Raw genomic sequence first — 18,366 nt, 5'->3', positions numbered from 1 at the left:
TGAAATTGCTGATGTTCCCTGTAGGAGCTGCCGAAGGCTGCGATCTTTTGATCTTATAAAACAACAACAAAAGATCGCAGCCTGCGGCAGCTCCTACAGGGGTTAATTGTCAGGCTGGATGAGGTGGCAGAGTTTGGCGGTAGCGTCGATCATCTGAGCGCTCGGGCGTTCCAGGCCTTTGTCGGTGACCAGCAGCAATTGCCTCTGCTTTACAGCCGTCACCTGCGGCCACGCCTTCCACGCATCCAGCTGCGCCTGATCACTGGCCAGAATCACCTCGGGATCTCGCTGCAACACCGCCTCAATGCTGACTTGCGGCGCCGGCAGACTCAAGTCGCCGAACACATTGCGCGCCCCGCACACCTCAAGCGCATCGCTGATGATCTGCCCCCCGCCGACGGTATACAGCGGCTTGTCCCACACCTGATAGAACACCTTAAGTGGCCTATCCCGGTGATAACGCTGGCGCAGGTTCTCGAGTTTCTTGCGAACATCCGCCGCCAACGCAGCCCCGCGCTCGGGCCGACCGAGCTGAGACGAAATGGCTTCGATCTGCGCAGAAAGCTGTTCAAGACTGTGCGGTTCGGCGACGTAAGTAGGGATGTTCAGCCGCTGGAGCTGATCGCGCTGCGCCGGCCCGACACTGCCGGGCCAGAGCAACAACAGATCAGGTTTGAGGCTGAGCAAACGCTCCATGTCGAGCTGGCCATAGCGACCGACCGAGGGAAGATTCGCAATTGCTGCAGGCCGCTCGCCCGCATCCAGCACGCCGACCAGCAGATCGGCGGAATCCAGTTCAACGACGATTTCAGAAAGCGACGGCGCGAGGCTGACCACGCGCAGAGCGGCGAATACAGGGCCATTGATGGCCAGCAGCAGAACCGCCAGCCAGAGATGGCGCATCAGCCGAGTTGACGCGGGATACGGTAGAGGTAAAACAGCACGACGGTGGACAGCGCCAGCAACATCAGCGGTATGGCTTCAAGGCCGACAAATACCGCCAGTGCACCGACCCACGCGGGCAACGCGGCCGCTAGAAATGCCGCTCGGCGACTTGCTGCGAGGGCGATCCAGGCCGCCGGTTCATCTGCAGTGTCGAGGGATTTCTGCGTGGCGATCAGCGCATGTTTGTAGCGGCCAAAAAACTTCAGGCTGACGAACATCGACGCGACACCGGCGATAAACAGCGGCATCGCCAGCACCGGCAGAATCGGCTCGTTCTGAGCAAACACAGCATTCAGCACGAACAACGGCACCAGCGCTAACGCCAGGTATTTCCACCAGTCGACGCTGAGGCGACGCTTTACCTGACCGCGAGTCACGCCCGGTCTACCTCGCCCTGATGCTCGTTGCCCATCATGTGGTCGAGCTTGCTGGCCTTGGTCGCCAGGTACAGTTTGTTGTGCGGGTTGTGGCCGGTGTGCAGCGGCACGCGCTCGGCGACGACGATGCCCATGTCGGTCAAGGCTTTGACCTTGCGCGGGTTGTTGGTCATCAGACGCAGGGCTTTGACCCCGAGGTGTTCGAGCATCGGCAGGCACATGGCGTAGTCGCGCTGGTCGGCGGCAAAGCCCAGACGCTCGTTGGCTTCAACGGTATCGGCGCCGCCATCCTGCAATTCGTAGGCGCGGATCTTGTTCAACAGACCGATGCCGCGACCTTCCTGACGCAGGTAGAGCAATACGCCACGACCTTCGCGGGCGATGGCCTTTAGCGCGCCCTCAAGCTGCGAACCGCAGTCGCAGCGCTGGCTGAACAAGGCATCGCCAGTCAGGCATTCGGAGTGCAAACGGCCGAGTACCGGGGCACCGTCGGCAAAATCACCCAGGCTCAGCACGACATGCTCGCGGCCGGTGGCTTCATCTAGAAAGCCGTGCATGGTGAATTGCGCAAAAGGCGTTGGCAGCTTGGAAGCGGCGACAAAAACGACAGGCACCGGTGTGCTCCTGATCTAAAAAAAGTCTGAAGATTCGCTGGGCGGCATTGTAACAGCAGGTTCCTACAGACGCTTAGGCTGAATTATCGGGCATAACGATCAAAAAGTTTGATGACTTACCCGACAACACAGACCCGTGTAGGAGCTGTCGAGTGAAACGAGGCTGCGATCTTTTGATCCGGCTTTCAAAATCAAGATCAAAAGATCGCAGCGTGCCGCAGCTCCTACAGGGGATTCGCCGCGCCCGCGCTAAACGGATACGGCTGCTTCCACTTCTCGAAAATCGGTTTCAGCTCGCCGCTCTTCACCAGTTGATCCATGCGCCGGTCAAACAGCGCCATCAACGTGCGGGCCTTGGGGGTATTGGCGAAGCACAGGTACAGCGGCAACTCGGCAACATGGGTCGTGCGAAATTGCGACGGATCCCTCGCCCGACTGAGCACGTAATTGATTTCAGTCAGCGCGTCGATGTAATAGTCGGCACGGTTGTGGGTCAGCATCGACAGGATCCCGGTGCGCCGGATCACTTCGTTGAAGCTGCGTACATTGGGCAAGTAGCTCTGATAGTCGTAGCCGCGCACCCAGGCCAGCCGATAGTTGCCCAAGGTCTCCAGCGTTGGTGCCGGGTTGCTGGCAAGGCCCAGCGCATAGACGTGATCGGTGTCGAAATTCCAGCGCGGATAGAGCAGATCACTGAACTCTTCGTGATACGAGCCCACGCAAGCATCGACTTCAGCACGCTGCGCCAGCCCTACAGAACGCGTATAGGGTTCGCTGCGAATATCGAGTTTTACTCCGACCGGTTCGAACACCTTGCGCAACACATCCCAGGCCAGCCCATGGCCATCGGCAGCGGTGTAGTCTTCCCAGACTTCGCTGGCCAGACGAATAACCGAGGGCGCCGGCGCGGTTTCCTGCGCACTGGCGACAGTGCCCAGCACAGCCAAAACCACCCCTGCCAACCAGCGCCGCGACATCCTAATTACCCTCTTTAGCCTGACAACCCTCGAATCAGGCAAATACCCACACCAGTCCCTGCATCGCCAGCCAGGCGAACACGCCGGCCAGCACGTCGTCGAGCATGATGCCGACTCCGCCATGAACATGCCGGTCGATCCAGCGGATCGGCCACGGCTTGAGAATGTCGAAGAAGCGGAACACCAGGAAACCCGCGAGCAACCAGTACCAGCCTTCCGGCACCAGCCACAGGGTGATCCACATCCCGACCATTTCGTCCCAGACGATGCCTTCGTGGTCGTGCACGCGCAGATCGTCGGCGACCTTGCCGCACAGCCAGAAGCCGAACAGCATGGTGATGCCGAGCATCAGCCAGTACCCCCAGTCAGGCAACATCTGCCACAACGGGATAAAGGGTAGCGCAACGAGCGAACCCCACGTGCCCGGCGCTTTGGGCAAAGTACCCGAACCGAAGCCGAAGGCGAGGAAATGCCAAGGATTGCGCCAGACAGAAGGCGGGACGAATTCGGCCGGAACCTGTTTCGGGTGATCTGTCACGGTGACTCCTGAAAATGTTGATAGCCCCGGATTTGCGGGGTGATGTCGTGCCCTTCGCGGTCCAGTAGCGCCACGCCCTGCCCCTGCGCCACACGACCGATCACATGGATCGGCCAACCATCGGCGAGCAGTGCCGGCAACTCGACGGACGGTAACGTGAAGGCCAGCACGTAATCATCGCCACCGCTCAGCGCCGCACGCTCGGCACCGCGCTGACCGAGAAACGCCACTAGTGCATCCGACAACGGCACACGCTCACGTTCAATTTCAAGTCGCACCTTCGACGCCAACGCGATGTGCCCACAATCGGCGAGCAAACCGTCGGAGATATCCAGCGCTGACGTGGCTTTGCCGCGTAGCGCCTGACCGAGCGCGAGTTGCGGTTGCGGTGACCAGTAGTGATCGAGCAGCGGCTGAGCGATATCCGCCGCGGCGTAGCGCTGGCCCAACACCAGCGGCAACGCGCCAGCGGCATTGCCCAGTTCACCGCCGACACACAGCAAATCACCTGGCTGCGCGCCACTGCGAGTCAAGGCCAATCCGGTCGGGACGCGACCGAACACAGTGACGGTCAGGCTCAACGGCCCGCGCGTGGTGTCGCCACCCACCAGAGCCACGCCGCAGTTCTGCGCCATGCGGTTCAAACCGTGGGCATAGGCTTGCAGCCAATCGGCGGTCACCGTCGGCACAGTCAGGGCAAGGGTAAAGGCAATGGGTGTGGCGCCCATGGCGGCCAGATCGCTGACCGCGACGGCCAGCGAGCGCTGACCGAGCAAAAACGGATCGCAGGGATCGGCGAAATGCACGCCGGCCACCAGCGTATCGGTGGAAATTGCCAGTTGTTCCCCGGGGGGAACCGCCAGCAAGGCGCAGTCGTCGCCGATCCCGAGAGCAACGCCCTCGCCGCCCTGCGCACAAGGCGCGGCGGCGAAGAAATTGCGGATCAGCTCAAACTCGCCCATTGGGTATCAAGCGCATATCAGCGCTTGAACGCCTTCACTTCAGCTTCACGCAGACGCGGGGCCAGCTTGTCGAGCACACCGTTGACGAACTTGTGGCCGTCGGTCGAACCATAGACTTTCGCCAGTTCGATGCCTTCGTTGATCACCACGCGGTACGGTACGTCGACGCGCTTGAGCAGCTCCCAGGTGGACAGGCGCAGCACGCACAGCTCAACCGGGTCCAGCTCTTCGATGGTCAGGTCCAGGCACGGCGCCAACGCAGTGTCGATCTCGGTCTGGTTAGCCGGAACACCGTGCAGGATGTCGTGGAAGTAGCTGGCATCGGCAAAGGTAAAATCGTTGTCGACGCGAAACTGCGCTTCGATTTCGTTCAGCGAAGTGCCGGCCAGAAGACGCTGGTACAGCGCCTGAGTCGCCAACTGACGGGCAGCCCGGCGCTTTTCGCTTTTCGAAGGCTTGCCGGCGTCCGCTGGACGTGGGTCGCGCGGGTTGAAACGATCGCTTTCGTCGCTAATCACTTGGCCTCCAACTGTGCCAGCAGGCTGACCATTTCCAGCGCGGACAGGGCTGCTTCAGCACCTTTGTTACCGGCCTTGGTGCCGGAACGTTCGATGGCTTGCTCGATGGAATCAACGGTCAGGACGCCGAACGCGACCGGAACGCCGAACTCCATGGACACCTGGGCCAGGCCCTTGGTGCACTCGCCTGCCACGTATTCGAAGTGCGGAGTACCGCCACGAATGACCGCGCCGAGGGCGATGATTGCTGCGAACTCGCCTTTCTGAGCGACTTTCTGCGCAACCAGCGGGATTTCGAAGGCGCCAGGAGCGCGGATGATGGTGATGTCGCTTTCGCTCACGCCGTGGCGAACCAGGGCATCCACTGCACCGCTGACCAGGCTTTCAACAACGAAGCTGTTGAAACGGCCCACTACCAGAGCGTAGCGGCCTTTAGGGGCGATGAAGGTACCTTCGATGGTCTTCAGGGTCATTCGTCAGATCTCTTAAAGAGCCGGGACGCGTCTCGTACGCATCCCTCAGTGATATTAGCCACGAATACATGATCGCAGACACCGCATTGCCGTTCCATTACATCCTGTGGCGAGGGGATTTATCCCCGATGGACTGCGCAGCAGTCCCAAAAACAGGGGCCGCTGCGCAGCCCGTCGGGGATAAATCCCCTCACCACAAGGGTACACACCAGCAATACGAATCTGCGGGTCATTATTCGGAGGGCACGTATTCTACAACTTCCAGATCGAAACCGGATATCGCATTAAATTTCATCGGTGCCGACATCAGGCGCATTTTGCGTACACCGAGGTCACGCAGGATCTGCGAACCGGCACCAACGATGCTGTAAGTGGTCGGTTTTTTTGCCGGTACCTGATCGCCGGTTTCACGAATATGCGCCAGCAACACGTCGCCATCGAGCGGATGACCCAGCAACAGCACCACGCCACTGCCGGCCTCGGCAACTGCAGCCATGGCGGCGCGCAGGCTCCAGCGGCCCGGTTGTTTGACCATCAGCAGGTCGCGTAGCGGGTCCATGTTGTGCACGCGAACCAGGGTTGGTTCTTCAGCGCAAACGGTGCCCAGCGTCAGGGCCATGTGCACGTCGCCTTCCACCGAATCACGATAGGTCACCAGGTTGAATTGGCCCAGTTCGCTGTCCAGTGGCTGCTCGGCAATCCGCTGAACGGTACGTTCGTGGATCATCCGGTAGTGAATCAGGTCGGCAATGGTGCCGATCTTGATGTTGTGTTCAGCGGCGAACGCTTCCAGCTCAGTGCGACGAGACATGGTGCCGTCGTCGTTCATCACTTCGCAGATCACGCCGCTCGGCTCGAAACCGGCCATGCGCGCCAGGTCGCAAGCAGCTTCAGTGTGGCCGGCGCGCGCCAGGGTGCCGCCAGCCTGAGCCATCAGCGGGAAGATGTGGCCAGGACTGACGATGTCTTCAGCTTTAGCGTCTTTCGCGGCGGCAGCCTGCACGGTACGTGCACGGTCAGCGGCGGAGATGCCGGTGGTCACGCCTTCGGCCGCTTCGATCGACACGGTGAACTTGGTACCGAACCCGGAACCGTTGCGTGGCGCCATCAGCGGCAGCTTCAACAATTCGCAGCGCTCGCGGCTCATCGGCATGCAGATCAGGCCACGGGCGTGCTTGGCCATGAAGTTGATGTGTTCGGCCTTGCAGCACTCGGCGGCCATGATCAGGTCGCCTTCGTTCTCGCGATCTTCGTCATCCATGAGGATGACCATCTTGCCTTGGCGGATGTCTTCAACCAGTTCTTCGATGCTATTGAGCGCCACAAGGCACCCCCTTCAGTCAGGAATTGAGGTAGCCGTTGGCGGCCAGAAAGCTTTCGGTAATCGTGCCACCAGCGCTCGGCTCTGCGGCCTTGTCGCCTAACAGCAGGCGCTCCAGATAACGCGCCAGCAAGTCGACCTCCAGATTCACCCGACGACCCGGCTTGTAGGAAGCCATGATGGTTTCGCTCAGGGTGTGCGGAATGATCGTGAGCATGAACTCGGCGCCATCGACTGCGTTCACGGTCAGGCTGGTGCCGTCGACGGTGATCGAGCCTTTATGGGCGATGTACTTGGCCAGGTCTTTCGGTGCGCGGATGCGAAATTCCACGGCGCGGGCATTATCGGCGCGCGAGACGATTTCGCCGACACCGTCGACGTGACCGCTGACCAGGTGACCACCCAGACGAGTGGTTGGGGTCAGGGCTTTTTCCAGATTGACCGGGCTGCCGCTTTTCAGGTCATTCATGGCGGTGCAGTCCAGCGTTTCGCGGCTGACGTCGGCGGCAAAGCCGTTGCCCGGCAGCTCGACAGCCGTCAGGCAGACGCCGTTGACCGCGATGCTGTCGCCGAGTTTGACATCGCTCAGGTCGAGCTTGCCGGTTTCAACATGCACCCGTACATCGCCGCCCTTTGGGGTCATTGCACGGATGCTGCCGATGGATTCGATGATGCCGGTAAACATGGGGTTCTCCTTGAGAACGAAGCCAGCGCTAACGCGATGGCCGGGAATTATACGCTCGCCGTAAGGACAGGGACGGCAGTGACTCGCCAGTCATCGCCCACCGCACGAATTTCAGTGATTTTCAGCTCCGGCGCATCCTTCATATAGGCCAGCGGCCAGTCCAGCAATGGACGCGCCGTGGAGCCAAGGAACTTGCCGGCGATAAAGATCACGAACTCATCGACCAGACCGAGTTGGGCAAACGCCCCCGCCAGACGCGGACCGGCCTCGACCAGCACCTCGTTTACGTCACGGTTGGCCAACTCGACTAGCAGTTGATGCAGGTCGACCTGACCGTCATCACCCGGCACGATCAAACATTCCGGGCCGTTGGCGTATTGCTCTTCGACGGCCATGCAGGTCGCGACCAACGCCGGGCCAGCCTTGAAGAAAGGTGCATCAAGCGGCACCCGCAGACGCCCGTCGATCAAAACCCGCAGCGGCGGACGGCTCATGGCCAATGCGGTTTGCTCGGCATCCAGACCCAGTTCGTCGGCGCGAACCGTCAAGCGCGCGCCATCGGCCAGCACGGTATCGGCGCCGGTCAGCACCACGGCCGCCTGAGCGCGCAAACGCTGCACCGCCGAACGCGCAGCCGGGCCGGTGATCCACTGACTCTCGCCGCTTTCCATCGCCGTGCGACCGTCCAGACTCATGGCCAACTTGACCCGCACAAACGGCAAGCCGTGTTCCATGCGCTTCAGAAATCCGTGATTGAGCTTGCGCGCTTCAGCTTCCAGCACGCCGCTATCAGTCGCAATGCCGGCATCGGCCAGACGCTGCAAACCACGCCCGGCCACTTGCGGATTCGGATCACGCATTGCCGCAACCACTCGGCCGACACCGGCAATGACCAGCGCATCGGCGCACGGCGGCGTGCGCCCATGGTGGCTGCAAGGCTCGAGGGTGACGTATGCCGTAGCGCCGCGGGCCAGTTGACCGGCGGCGCGCAAGGCGTGGACTTCGGCGTGAGGTTCGCCGGCGCGCTCGTGCCAGCCTTCGCCGACAATCTGCCCGTCCTTCACGATCACGCAGCCAACCCGAGGATTGGGGTGCGTGGTGTAGTGACCTTTGCGGGCCAGTTCCAGCGCGCGCGCCATGAAGTGGGCGTCGAGGATGGCCTGCTCGGCGACGGTGGTCATTCTTTCACCGGTTCGCGGGCGAGACGGTCGATTTCTTCGCGGAACTCGTTGAGGTCCTGGAAGCGCTTGTACACCGAAGCGAAACGGATGTAGGCGACTTCATCAAGCTTTTGCAGCTCGGCCATGACCAGTTCGCCGACCACGAGGGATTTGACCTCGCGCTCGCCGGTGGCGCGCAGCTTGTGCTTGATGTGGACCAGAGAGGATTCGAGGCGCTCGACGCTCACCGGACGTTTCTCCAGAGCGCGTTGCATGCCCGCGCGCAGTTTTTCTTCGTCGAACGGTTGGCGGCTGCCGTCGGTTTTGATCAGGCGCGGTAACACCAGTTCGGCCGTCTCGAATGTCGTGAAACGTTCGCCGCAGGCCAGGCATTCACGCCGGCGGCGCACCTGTTCGCCCTCGGCGACCAGACGCGAGTCGATGACCTTGGTGTCGTTGGCACCGCAGAAGGGACAGTGCATGGTGGCTGGCAACAAAAAAAGGGAGGGCCATGGTAGCGCATCCCGGTGGCAAGACAAGACATAGGGTTTGCGGTATACAGACGGGCATGATCGTTTGATCCATGGATTTCATTTTGCCGGAGCTGCCAATGCCTTTACGTCCGCTCGTTTTGCTCAGTCTTTTCAGCCTGCTGGTGGCCTGTGGCAGCGATGCGCCCAAGCCTCAGCCGCCGACACCAGGCCCGGCGCCGCAGCAGGCGCAGAAAAAAGCCAATCAGGCCGCTGCCCTCGGCCCGCTGCCCGCCCATCAACGCGAATTGAGCGGCACCCTGCAAGGTGTGCCGGCCGGTGCCGAAGTCGAACTGGCGCTGCTGGTGATCGACGAGAAGGATCGCCCGCAACAATTGCTCGCCAGTTCAAGCCTGATCGGCAACAACCAGATTCTGCCGTTTCACGTGCGCTTCAACCCCGAGGCCTTTCCGGCGGGCGCGCGGGTTGAGTTGCGCGGCCGTGCGAGTCAGTCCGGCCAACTGATCCTGCATCTGCCATCGCAGACCATCACCCAGCCGACCACACAGGCGTTGGGCCAGCTGCAATTCGTCAAAGCACCATGAATGCACCGCTCGACCTGCAACAGGCATTGGGGGAATTGCTCGGCGACGCCAGACTCAAGGCTTGCGCGTTGCCGGGCACCGATTTACAGCTCTGGCTGATCGACGGCGACAACATGGCGCGCGAATTCAGCCAGGAAGAAACCCAGCGCATACTGCATGAGCCGCCGTACTGGAGCTTTTGCTGGGCCAGCGGTCTGGCGGTAGCGCGCTATCTGGCTGAGTTTCCCGAATGGGTGCGCGGCAAACGCGTGCTGGATTTCGGCGCCGGTTCCGGCATCGCCGGGATTGCGGCGGTGAAGGCCGGCGCGCTGGAAGTGGTGGCCTGTGATCTCGATCCGCTGGCGATTGCTGCCTGTCGGGCGAATGCCGAACTCAATGATGTGCAGATGAGTTATTCGACGGACTTCTTTGCCGAGGCGGATCGCTTTGATCTGATTCTGGTCGCGGATGTGTTGTACGACCGGGCGAATCTGCCGTTGCTGGATGCGTTTCTCAGCCGTGGCCGCGAGGCATTGGTGGCGGATTCGCGGGTCCGGGATTTTCGCCATCCTTTGTATGAACGCATAGAGATGCTTGAGGCGATGACTTTGCCGGATCTGGCGGAGCCGGAAGAATTTCGGCATGTCAGCCTTTACCATGCGCGACGTGATTGATAACGCCAAAAGATCGCAGCCTTCGGCAGCTCCTACAGTGGTCGGATCCACCGCCAATATTGCGGATGAACGATAAACCTGTAGGAGCTGCCGAAGGCTGCGATCTTTTGCTTCACCCCTTATAGTGCGTTCATTGACGCTTAAAAGAGATCCCCCATGAGTCAGCAAACGCCGTACATCTTCGACGCCACGACTGCCGATTTCGACCAGTCGGTGATCGAGGCTTCTTTCAACAAACCGGTGCTGGTGGATTTCTGGGCCGAGTGGTGTGCGCCATGCAAGGCGTTGATGCCGATGCTGCAGGGCATTGCCGAGAGCTATCAGGGCGAGCTGCTGCTGGCCAAGGTCAATTGCGACATCGAGCAAGACATCGTCGCCCGTTTCGGCATTCGCAGCCTGCCGACCGTGGTGCTGTTCAAGGACGGTCAACCGGTGGACGGTTTTGCCGGCGCGCAACCGGAATCCGCCGTGCGTGCGTTGCTCGAACCGCATGTGCAGATGCCGCCGCCAGCCGCAGCCGATCCGTTCGAACAGGCTCAGGCGCTGTTCGATGACGGTCGCTACGCAGATGCCGAAGCGGCGTTGGTGGTGATGCTTAATGAGGACAACACCAACGCCAAGGCGCTGATTCTCTACGCACGCTGCCTGACTGAACGTGGTGAACTGGACGAAGCGCAAACGGTGCTCGACGCGGTCAAGAGCGATGAACACAAAGCCGCGCTGGCCGGGGCCAAGGCGCAGATCAAATTCCTCGGCCTCGCCCGCGATCTGCCGGACGCCGCCGACCTGAAAGCACGTTTGGCGAAAGATCCGCAGGACGACGAAGCGGTGTATCAACTGGCGATCCAGCAACTGGCGCGTCAGCAATATGAAGCGGCGCTGGATGCCTTGCTCAAGTTGTTTATCCGCAATCGCGGTTATGCCGAGGGCTTGCCGCACAAGACGTTGTTGCAGGTGTTCGAGTTGTTGGGCAACGAGCACCCGTTGGTGACTGTTTACCGTCGCAAGATGTTTGCTGCGCTTTATTAAGATCAAAAGATCGCAGCGTGCCGCAGCTCCTACAGGGGATCGTGGACCACCCGTTTTGCGGATGTACGCAGATCGTGGGCGCCACCCGTTTTGCGGATCAACACGGGGCGCGGGCGCCACACCTTTTTGCGGGTGAATGCTGAACCTGTAGGAGCTGCCGCAGGCTGCGATCTTTTGCTTTTGCGCGCTACTCGATCCAGCTGTAGAGCGGCGTATCCCCGCCGCTCATCACCTTTACATCCGCACTGTGCCGCAGTCGCACCAGCAGGCGCTTGCCTGACACCGCGCTGCCGGTCAGCCCTTCGAGCTGTTCCAGCAGATCCGGCCCGCTGAGTTGCCCGGCCTTGCGCAACAGATCCTTGGCGACCTGCCACAACGCATCGTCCTGGTTCAGCGGTTTCGCCGCTGGCGTTATCGCAACCCCTTCAGGTTGAGCAATTGGCGCCTGCGCATTCAAGGCCGAACCGAGCTTGGCCCAATCACTGTCATCCAGTTCCACCGTCAAATCCACCGGCAAGTCACCGACGGTTCCGCGTATCCGCAACATTGAGTTCGCTCCCGCACATTTCTGACCTGCATGCTCCCATGGGACTTGTGTAACGCCAAGCGCACGGGCAAACTCTGCGCACTTTCGTTATAAGATTACATAACAAACTTTTCATTTTATTGTTCGGAGACCGCCATGCGTCGTCTGTTGCTCGCTTTGCCGTTTGCCCTGTTGCCGCTGGCCGTTGCCCATGCTGCCGATGAGCATGACCACGATCACGACCATGAACACGGTAGCCTCGGCGCGCATGAACATGGCGTTGGCCGTCTCAACGCTGCACTGGATGGCCAGACGCTGGAACTTGAGCTGGAAAGCCCGGCGATGAATCTGGTGGGGTTCGAACACGCCGCCACCACGGATGCCGACAAGGCCAAGGTTGCCGCTGCCCGTGCGCAACTTGAAAAGCCATTGGCCCTGTTCAACCTGCCCGCCGCTGCCGGTTGCAAAGTGGTCAGCCAGGAACTGGAAAGCCCGCTGTTCGGTGACAAGCCCGACGCAGACGATCACCACGAAGATGAAGCCGGCAAGGACGGTCACGAGCATCACCACGACCACAGCGAAATCCACGCGCACTATCAGTTCAGCTGCGCGACTCCGGGCGCATTGAAGACGCTGGATCTGGCGACTATCTTCAGCACCTTCCCGGCGACTCAGAAAATTCAGGTACAACTGATCAGCGCAAGCGGCCAGCAAGGTACGGAAGTGACAGCGAAGGCTGCCTCGCTGAAATTCTGAATCCAGTGAAATACCCCTGTAGGAGCTGCCGAAGGCTGCGATCTTTTGATCCTGGTTTACAAAAATCAAAAGATCGCAGCCTTCGGCAGCTCCTACAGGGTTTGTGTTCAACTCTTGAAATTGGTGTCATGACCCAAGCACTCATCGAACTGTCCGACCTGGGCTTCAGTTGGCCCGGTCACCCACTGCTGCTGGACATCCCGGCGTTTCGGCTGGAAGCGGGTGAAACCCTGTTCCTCAAAGGCCCCAGCGGCAGCGGCAAGACGACCCTGCTCGGCTTGCTGGGCGGTGTGCAGAAACCCGATCGCGGCAGCATTCGTCTACTGGGCCAGGAGCTGACCGAACTCTCTGCCGGTGCCCGCGACACTTTCCGCGTGGACCACACCGGTTACATCTTCCAGCAGTTCAACCTGCTGCCGTTTCTCTCGGTGCGCGAGAACGTTGAGCTGCCCTGCCACTTTTCGAAATTGCGCGCTGGACGGGCGAAACAGCGTCACGGCAGTGTCGATCAAGCCGCGGCAACCCTGCTCGCGCATTTGGGGCTGAAGGACGAAAGCATCCTCAGTCGCCGCGCCGACTCGCTGTCCATCGGTCAGCAACAACGTGTGGCCGCTGCCCGTGCGTTGATCGGTCAGCCAGAACTGGTGATCGCCGACGAACCGACCTCGGCGCTGGACTACGACGCCCGGGAAAACTTCATTCGCCTGTTGTTCGCCGAATGCCGCGAGGCCGGTTCCAGCCTGCTGTTCGTCAGCCACGACCAGAGTCTGGCGCCGCTGTTCGACCGTCATCTGTCCCTGGCCGAACTCAATCGCGCCGCCACGTCTGCCGAGGTCTGAGATGTATCTGTTTCGTCTGGCCATGGCCAGCCTGGCCAACCGCCGTTTCACCGCGCTGCTCACTGCATTCGCCATCGCCCTGTCGGTCTGCCTGCTGCTGGCCGTCGAGCGTGTGCGCACCGAAGCCAAAGCCAGTTTCGCCAGCACCATCAGCGGCACCGACCTGATTGTTGGCGCCCGTTCCGGTTCGGTGAACCTGCTGCTGTACTCGGTGTTTCGCATTGGCAACGCTACCAATAACATCCGCTGGGACAGCTTCGAACACTTTGCCAACAACCCGAAAGTGAAGTGGGCGATCCCGATGTCCCTAGGCGACTCCCATCGCGGCTATCGGGTGATGGGCACCACCGAAGCCTATTTCGAGCATTACCAATATGGCCGCCAGCAGCATCTGGCGCTGGCCGACGGTCGCGCCTTTGCTACCGACCCATTCGAAGTGGTGCTCGGCGCCGAAGTGGCCGAGGCGCTGCATTACAAACTCGGCGACAAACTGGTGCTGGCTCATGGCGTGGCCGCGATCAGCCTGGTCAAACACGACGACAAACCGTTCACCGTGGTCGGCGTTCTCAAGCGCACCGGTACGCCGGTGGATCGCACGCTGCACATCAGCCTTGGCGGCATGGAGGCGATTCACATCGACTGGCACAACGGCGTGCCGGCCCGTGGCAATGGGCGGATCAGTGCGGATCAGGCGCGAAACATGGACCTGACGCCGCAAGCGATCACCGCGTTCATGCTGGGCCTCAACAGCAAGATTTCCACCTTCGCCCTGCAACGCGAGATCAATGAATTCCGTGGTGAGCCGATGCTGGCGATCCTGCCGGGCGTGGCCTTGCAGGAGCTGTGGAGCCTGATGAGCACCGCCGAAAAAGCGCTGTTTGTGGTCTCGCTGTTCGTGGTGCTGACCGGGTTGATTGGCATGCTTACGGCGATTCTGACCAGCCTCAACGAGCGGCGCCGCGAGATGGCGATTCTGCGCTCGGTGGGTGCGCGGCCGTGGCACATCGCGAGTCTGCTGGTGCTGGAAGCGTTCGCTCTGGCGTTGATCGGAGTGATCGCCGGGCTGGCGTTGTTGTACATCGGCATTGCGGCTGCGCAGGGTTACGTGCAGGCCAATTACGGTTTGTTCCTGCCGCTGGCGTGGCCGAGCGAGTATGAATGGACGCTGCTCGGTGGCATTCTGGCGGCCGCGCTGCTGATGGGCAGCGTGCCGGCCTGGCGCGCCTATCGCCAATCTTTGGCCGATGGCCTGTCGATCCGTTTATGAGGATGTTCACCATGCCCCGCGCACTGCTCGCGCTGTTATTAATGGTCGCCCTGCCCGTGTGGGCAGCCGCGCCAAAAGACCTGACCTGGTCGGAAATGATCCCGCCGGACGCCGCGCCGGAAGTGCCGAACATGACGCCTCTGCACGACCTGTCGAAAATGAGCGATGCGTTGTCGGCTGAGTCAGCGCCAGCAGCCAAACAGGACTTGCCGAATGCACCGGTGGTGCAGAGCCTCGACGGCCAGAACATTCGCCTGCCGGGCTATATCGTGCCGCTGGAAGTCAATGAAGAGGGGCGCACCACGGACTTTTTGCTGGTGCCGTATTTCGGCGCCTGCATCCACGTGCCGCCACCACCGTCGAACCAGATCGTGCATGTGAAAAGCGAACTCGGGGTGAAGCTCGACGAGTTGTATCAGCCTTACTGGATCGAGGGGCCGATGCAAGTCAAGGCGTCCAGCAGTGAGCTGGCGGATGCCGGGTATCAGATGGAGGCGGACAAGATTTACGTGTATGAGCTGCCGGAGTAAACCCCGGCACTTTCAAGATCAAAAGATCGCAGCCTTCGGCAGCTCCTACAAGGGATAGCATTTCAACTGTAGGAGCTGCCGAAGGCTGCGATCTTTTGGCGCCATCACTGTTTCATTGAGCTGAATCAAAAGACCGTATCAGTTGGCTTCATACAATAGGACATCAGAAAATTTCAACGTCCTTTTGGAGCCCCCATGAACAAGTCCTTGCTCAGCGCTTCGCTGGTTGCCCTCGCGCTCGCAGCCCCGCTCGCCCACGCCCACGAAGCCGGCGACATCCTGATCCGTGCCGGTGCAATCACCGTCAACCCGAAGGCCGACAGCTCCAGCGTCAAGGTCGATCAGGGTCCGTTGAGCGGCGCCAATCTGGGCGGCAAGGCGACCATGAGCAGCGACACTCAACTGGGTCTGAACTTCGCTTACATGCTCACCAGCCACGTCGGTATCGAATTGCTCGCTGCCACGCCGTTTGAACATGACGTGAAGCTCAAGGGCACTGCCCTGCCAGCGGCCAACGGCAAACTCGGCACGCTGAAACACCTGCCACCGACCCTCAGCGTCGTCTACTACCCGCTGGATTCGAAGTCGGCTTTCCAACCGTATGTCGGCGGCGGCATCAATTACACCTGGATCTACGACGAACACGTCGGCAGTGAAGCCAGTGCCAACGGCTTCAGCAATTTCAAGGCGAAAAACTCCTGGGGTCTGGCGTGGCAGGTCGGTGCGGATTACATGATCACCGACAACATCATGCTCAACGCCCAAGTGCGTTACATCGATATCGACACCCGCGCGACCGTTGAAAACAACGCTGTTGCACCGGGCACTCGGGCACGGGTGAATGTGGATGTGGATCCGTTCATCTACATGGTCGGTTTGGGCTATAAGTTCTAAGCCGGATTTACAGAATGTTCACGTGGTGGTGAATGAGGCTTGGTGGTGAGCAGGTTGAAACTGAAGGCGACTGATGTGCAGTCGATCGGGGAATAAGATTCCCTTGCCACAGGGATTGAGACAAATCCCGGCCGTGAAAAAGGCGCCTGTTGAAGGGCGCCTTTTTCATGTCTGACAGATTTGTGCAGTGAGTTGAATCGAACCCCCTCACCCCAGCCCTCTCCCCCAAGTGGGCGAGGGGGAAAGGGAGCCGATCTCATGCAGTTCAGAACCTGAGTTCAACTCGGACTTTCACGTCGACATAGCTCGACCATCCACCTCGGTCAGTCCCCTCTCCCTCCGGGAGAGGGTTAGGGTGAGGGGCCTTTCAGGCGCGCCCCAACAACCGCGCCAGACCAACGTTCATCGGCGTTTGCGGTGGCATTTCGAATCGCTCGAGCAACCGTCGATTGTTCGCCCGCGAATGGCGGATGTCGCCCGAGCGAGCCGGGCCGTAGCTGATCGGCGGCAACTCTCCGACAACCTTTTGCAGCTCGGCGAGCATCTGTTTGAGGCTCATCGCCTGATTCCAGCCGACGTTCACTGCGCCGGTTTCGACAACAGGCTTTTCGATTGCCTGCACCAGAATGTCGACCAGATCCTCGACATAGAGGAAGTCGCGCGTCTGCTCGCCATCGCCGAACACGGTGATCGGCAAGCCGCTCTGCGCGCGTTCGCTGAAGATGCTGATGACCCCCGAGTACGGCGAGGACGGATCCTGGCGGGGGCCGAAGATATTGAAGAAGCGGAAAATCGCCGGCTCAAGACCATGCTGGCGGCGGTAGAAATCGAAGTAGTGCTCGCCGGCCAGTTTGTCCGACGCGTAGGGCGTCAGCGGGGCTTTTGGCGTGTCTTCGTCAATCGATTCGCCCTCGCCGTTGTTGCCATACACCGCTGCGCTGGAGGCGTATAAAACACGCTTGACCCCGGCCAGACGCATGGCTTCGCAGACATTCAAGGTGCCGATGAAATTGCTCTGGTGAGTCTTCACCGGGTCATCCACCGACGCTTGCACCGAGGCCACAGCCGCCAGGTGGGCGACCGCGCTGCAGCCCTGCATCGCCTGGGCAACCAGCGCCGCATCGGCGACATCGCCAACAATCAGTTCCACCCGAGGGTTGTCCAGCGGCAGGTTGCTGCGTTTGCCGGTCGACAGGTCGTCCAGTATCCGCACCGAATGCCCCTTGGCGAGCAAGGCGTCAGTCAGGTGCGAGCCAATGAACCCGGCGCCGCCGGTGATTAAAACAGTGCCTTCAGCCATGGCGATAAAACCTATCCAATAAGCCCGGGAGCGCGGCACGCCAGGCGCGCGGCTTGATCCCGAAAGTGTGCAGAATTTTCTTGCAGGCGAGCACCGCGTGTTGCGGTTCCTCGGCAGCGTCCGGCCGTGCGGCGTGAGCCTGGGCGGTCGGTGCTTCGATGGCCAGCGCGTGGAGACTGCGGGCCTCGGTCAGAATCGCCTGACCCAGCGCCAGCGGTGTGGTCGCCTCATGCCCGGCGTAGTGATAAGTGCCCCACAGCGGTGCCGCGCAATCGAGTTGCTTGAGCACCGAGATGATCACCCGTGCGGCGTCGTCGACCGGCGTCGGATTGCCTCGGCGATCATCGGCCATGAGCAATTCTTCCGGCAGTTCGGCGCGGGCAAGGAAACGCCCAAGGGTGCCTTGCGCGCTGTCATCGAGCAGCCAGCCGAATCGCAGCAACACATGCTGTGGGCAGGTGGCGCGAACGCTTTGCTCGATCCGCCACAACGCCTGACCGCGCAGGCCCAAGGGCACCGGCTCATCTTTTTCGCTGTACGCGGTAGCACGCGAGCCGTCGAACACCCGATAACTGGACGGTTGCACGAGGACGATATTGTGGTGCTGGCACAGTTCGGCCAGACGCTCGATGGCGCGTTCCTGCCCGGCCATACGGCTTTCGCTGACCGTTTCGGCCTGGAACCAGTCGAAATAGTAGGCGAGGTTGATCAACGCATCCGGACGAGTGTCGTCGAGCAGTTGCGTCAGGCTCGCGGCATCCCAGCCGTCTTCTGGCGGGCGGGGGGCGAGGAAACCGATGTCTTCTTCCGCACCGAGGCGAATCAGCGCCTGCCCAAGGGCATTTCCGCCGCCCAGTAACATAAGGCGCATTCGCATAGAGTCAGCAGGCCCAGTCTGATTGGAACGATGGCTTTGGCGACGATGCT

At 60.8% G+C, this 18,366-nt stretch carries 23 protein-coding genes; 8 read left to right on the top strand and 15 right to left on the bottom strand.

Features of this window, described 5'->3' with window-relative positions; translation table 11 throughout:
- Positions 1-102: 102 nt before the first annotated feature.
- From ICA16_RS24135 to nrdR, 12 genes are all read right to left on the bottom strand, one after another.
- The gene (locus ICA16_RS24135; RefSeq protein ID WP_210701797.1) at positions 103-903 is read right to left on the bottom strand and encodes a cobalamin-binding protein; all 801 of its coding nucleotides are present in this window, start codon (positions 901-903) and stop codon (positions 103-105) included.
- A complete protein-coding gene (locus ICA16_RS24130; RefSeq protein WP_210701796.1) occupies positions 903-1,322 on the bottom strand; it encodes an MFS transporter in 420 nt (139 codons plus the stop codon). The genes ICA16_RS24135 and ICA16_RS24130 overlap by 1 nt, the downstream gene beginning before the upstream one ends.
- Complete coding sequence (gene ribA / locus ICA16_RS24125; RefSeq protein ID WP_150617279.1) at positions 1,319-1,936, bottom strand: GTP cyclohydrolase II; 618 nt, start codon at positions 1,934-1,936, stop codon at positions 1,319-1,321. The genes ICA16_RS24130 and ribA overlap by 4 nt, the downstream gene beginning before the upstream one ends.
- A 224-nt stretch (positions 1,937-2,160) precedes the next feature.
- On the bottom strand, positions 2,161-2,913 hold the full coding sequence (locus ICA16_RS24120) for a substrate-binding periplasmic protein (protein WP_150617278.1): 753 nt from the start codon (positions 2,911-2,913) through the stop codon (positions 2,161-2,163).
- Positions 2,914-2,947: 34 nt separating this feature from the next.
- Entirely contained in the window at positions 2,948-3,451 is a 504-nt protein-coding gene (locus ICA16_RS24115; protein ID WP_011336134.1) for a phosphatidylglycerophosphatase A family protein, read from the bottom strand.
- On the bottom strand, positions 3,448-4,413 hold the full coding sequence (thiL, locus tag ICA16_RS24110; RefSeq protein WP_210701795.1) for a thiamine-phosphate kinase: 966 nt from the start codon (positions 4,411-4,413) through the stop codon (positions 3,448-3,450). Before thiL ends, ICA16_RS24115 begins: the two co-directional genes overlap by 4 nt.
- A 17-nt stretch (positions 4,414-4,430) precedes the next feature.
- Positions 4,431-4,931 carry a transcription antitermination factor NusB gene (gene nusB, locus ICA16_RS24105; protein WP_047303669.1) on the bottom strand — a complete coding sequence of 167 codons (501 nt, stop codon included), beginning with the start codon at positions 4,929-4,931 and terminating at the stop codon, positions 4,431-4,433.
- A complete protein-coding gene (gene ribH, locus ICA16_RS24100) occupies positions 4,928-5,404 on the bottom strand; it encodes a 6,7-dimethyl-8-ribityllumazine synthase (RefSeq protein WP_003228649.1) in 477 nt (158 codons plus the stop codon). Before ribH ends, nusB begins: the two co-directional genes overlap by 4 nt.
- Before the next feature lie 232 nt (positions 5,405-5,636).
- Positions 5,637-6,728 carry a bifunctional 3,4-dihydroxy-2-butanone-4-phosphate synthase/GTP cyclohydrolase II gene (gene ribBA / locus ICA16_RS24095; RefSeq protein WP_150595200.1) on the bottom strand — a complete coding sequence of 364 codons (1,092 nt, stop codon included), beginning with the start codon at positions 6,726-6,728 and terminating at the stop codon, positions 5,637-5,639.
- 16 nt (positions 6,729-6,744) lie between these two features.
- The gene (locus ICA16_RS24090) at positions 6,745-7,410 is read right to left on the bottom strand and encodes a riboflavin synthase (RefSeq protein ID WP_150595199.1); all 666 of its coding nucleotides are present in this window, start codon (positions 7,408-7,410) and stop codon (positions 6,745-6,747) included.
- Between the two features lie 47 nt (positions 7,411-7,457).
- Complete coding sequence (gene ribD / locus ICA16_RS24085) at positions 7,458-8,591, bottom strand: bifunctional diaminohydroxyphosphoribosylaminopyrimidine deaminase/5-amino-6-(5-phosphoribosylamino)uracil reductase RibD (RefSeq protein WP_210554829.1); 1,134 nt, start codon at positions 8,589-8,591, stop codon at positions 7,458-7,460.
- Complete coding sequence (gene nrdR / locus ICA16_RS24080) at positions 8,588-9,052, bottom strand: transcriptional regulator NrdR (protein ID WP_007910946.1); 465 nt, start codon at positions 9,050-9,052, stop codon at positions 8,588-8,590. Before nrdR ends, ribD begins: the two co-directional genes overlap by 4 nt.
- 128 nt (positions 9,053-9,180) lie before the next feature.
- On the opposite strand from nrdR, the gene ICA16_RS24075 reads away from it, so the two are divergent.
- The 3 genes from ICA16_RS24075 (at position 9,181) to trxA (ending at position 11,327) form a co-directional block, all read left to right on the top strand.
- Entirely contained in the window at positions 9,181-9,645 is a 465-nt protein-coding gene (locus ICA16_RS24075) for a YbaY family lipoprotein (protein WP_150602079.1), read from the top strand.
- Positions 9,642-10,298 (top strand): class I SAM-dependent methyltransferase, encoded by a 657-nt coding sequence (locus tag ICA16_RS24070; protein WP_210701794.1) that lies wholly within the window; start codon positions 9,642-9,644, stop codon positions 10,296-10,298. Before ICA16_RS24075 ends, ICA16_RS24070 begins: the two co-directional genes overlap by 4 nt.
- A gap of 156 nt (positions 10,299-10,454) precedes the next feature.
- Complete coding sequence (gene trxA / locus ICA16_RS24065) at positions 10,455-11,327, top strand: thioredoxin (RefSeq protein WP_210554828.1); 873 nt, start codon at positions 10,455-10,457, stop codon at positions 11,325-11,327.
- Between the two features lie 187 nt (positions 11,328-11,514).
- On the opposite strand, the gene ICA16_RS24060 is transcribed toward trxA, so the two are convergent.
- On the bottom strand, positions 11,515-11,874 hold the full coding sequence (locus tag ICA16_RS24060) for a hypothetical protein (protein ID WP_210701793.1): 360 nt from the start codon (positions 11,872-11,874) through the stop codon (positions 11,515-11,517).
- A gap of 135 nt (positions 11,875-12,009) precedes the next feature.
- Between ICA16_RS24060 and ICA16_RS24055 the strand changes: the two genes are divergently transcribed.
- The 5 genes from ICA16_RS24055 (at position 12,010) to ICA16_RS24035 (ending at position 16,139) form a co-directional block, all read left to right on the top strand.
- Complete coding sequence (locus tag ICA16_RS24055) at positions 12,010-12,609, top strand: DUF2796 domain-containing protein (RefSeq protein ID WP_210701792.1); 600 nt, start codon at positions 12,010-12,012, stop codon at positions 12,607-12,609.
- 128 nt (positions 12,610-12,737) lie between these two features.
- Entirely contained in the window at positions 12,738-13,448 is a 711-nt protein-coding gene (locus ICA16_RS24050) for an ABC transporter ATP-binding protein (protein ID WP_150617271.1), read from the top strand.
- Position 13,449: 1 nt separating this feature from the next.
- Entirely contained in the window at positions 13,450-14,715 is a 1,266-nt protein-coding gene (locus ICA16_RS24045; RefSeq protein ID WP_210554824.1) for an ABC transporter permease, read from the top strand.
- Positions 14,716-14,726: 11 nt separating this feature from the next.
- Complete coding sequence (locus ICA16_RS24040) at positions 14,727-15,245, top strand: DUF3299 domain-containing protein (RefSeq protein WP_210701791.1); 519 nt, start codon at positions 14,727-14,729, stop codon at positions 15,243-15,245.
- Between the two features lie 195 nt (positions 15,246-15,440).
- On the top strand, positions 15,441-16,139 hold the full coding sequence (locus tag ICA16_RS24035) for an OmpW/AlkL family protein (RefSeq protein WP_150595190.1): 699 nt from the start codon (positions 15,441-15,443) through the stop codon (positions 16,137-16,139).
- Between the two features lie 367 nt (positions 16,140-16,506).
- Here ICA16_RS24035 and ICA16_RS24030 read toward each other — a convergent pair whose 3' ends face one another.
- Positions 16,507-17,439: an NAD-dependent epimerase/dehydratase family protein gene (locus tag ICA16_RS24030; protein ID WP_210701790.1), complete on the bottom strand. Its 933-nt coding sequence runs from the start codon at positions 17,437-17,439 to the stop codon at positions 16,507-16,509.
- Entirely contained in the window at positions 17,432-18,316 is an 885-nt protein-coding gene (locus tag ICA16_RS24025) for a sugar nucleotide-binding protein (protein WP_042561311.1), read from the bottom strand. Before ICA16_RS24025 ends, ICA16_RS24030 begins: the two co-directional genes overlap by 8 nt.
- Positions 18,317-18,366: the final 50 nt, after the last annotated feature.

The sequence above is a fragment of the Pseudomonas anatoliensis genome (assembly GCF_017976235.1).
Classification (GTDB): domain Bacteria; phylum Pseudomonadota; class Gammaproteobacteria; order Pseudomonadales; family Pseudomonadaceae; genus Aquipseudomonas; species Aquipseudomonas anatoliensis.
Note: the sequence above shows the minus strand (reverse complement) of the source record. Positions and strands in the feature narration are given on the sequence as shown.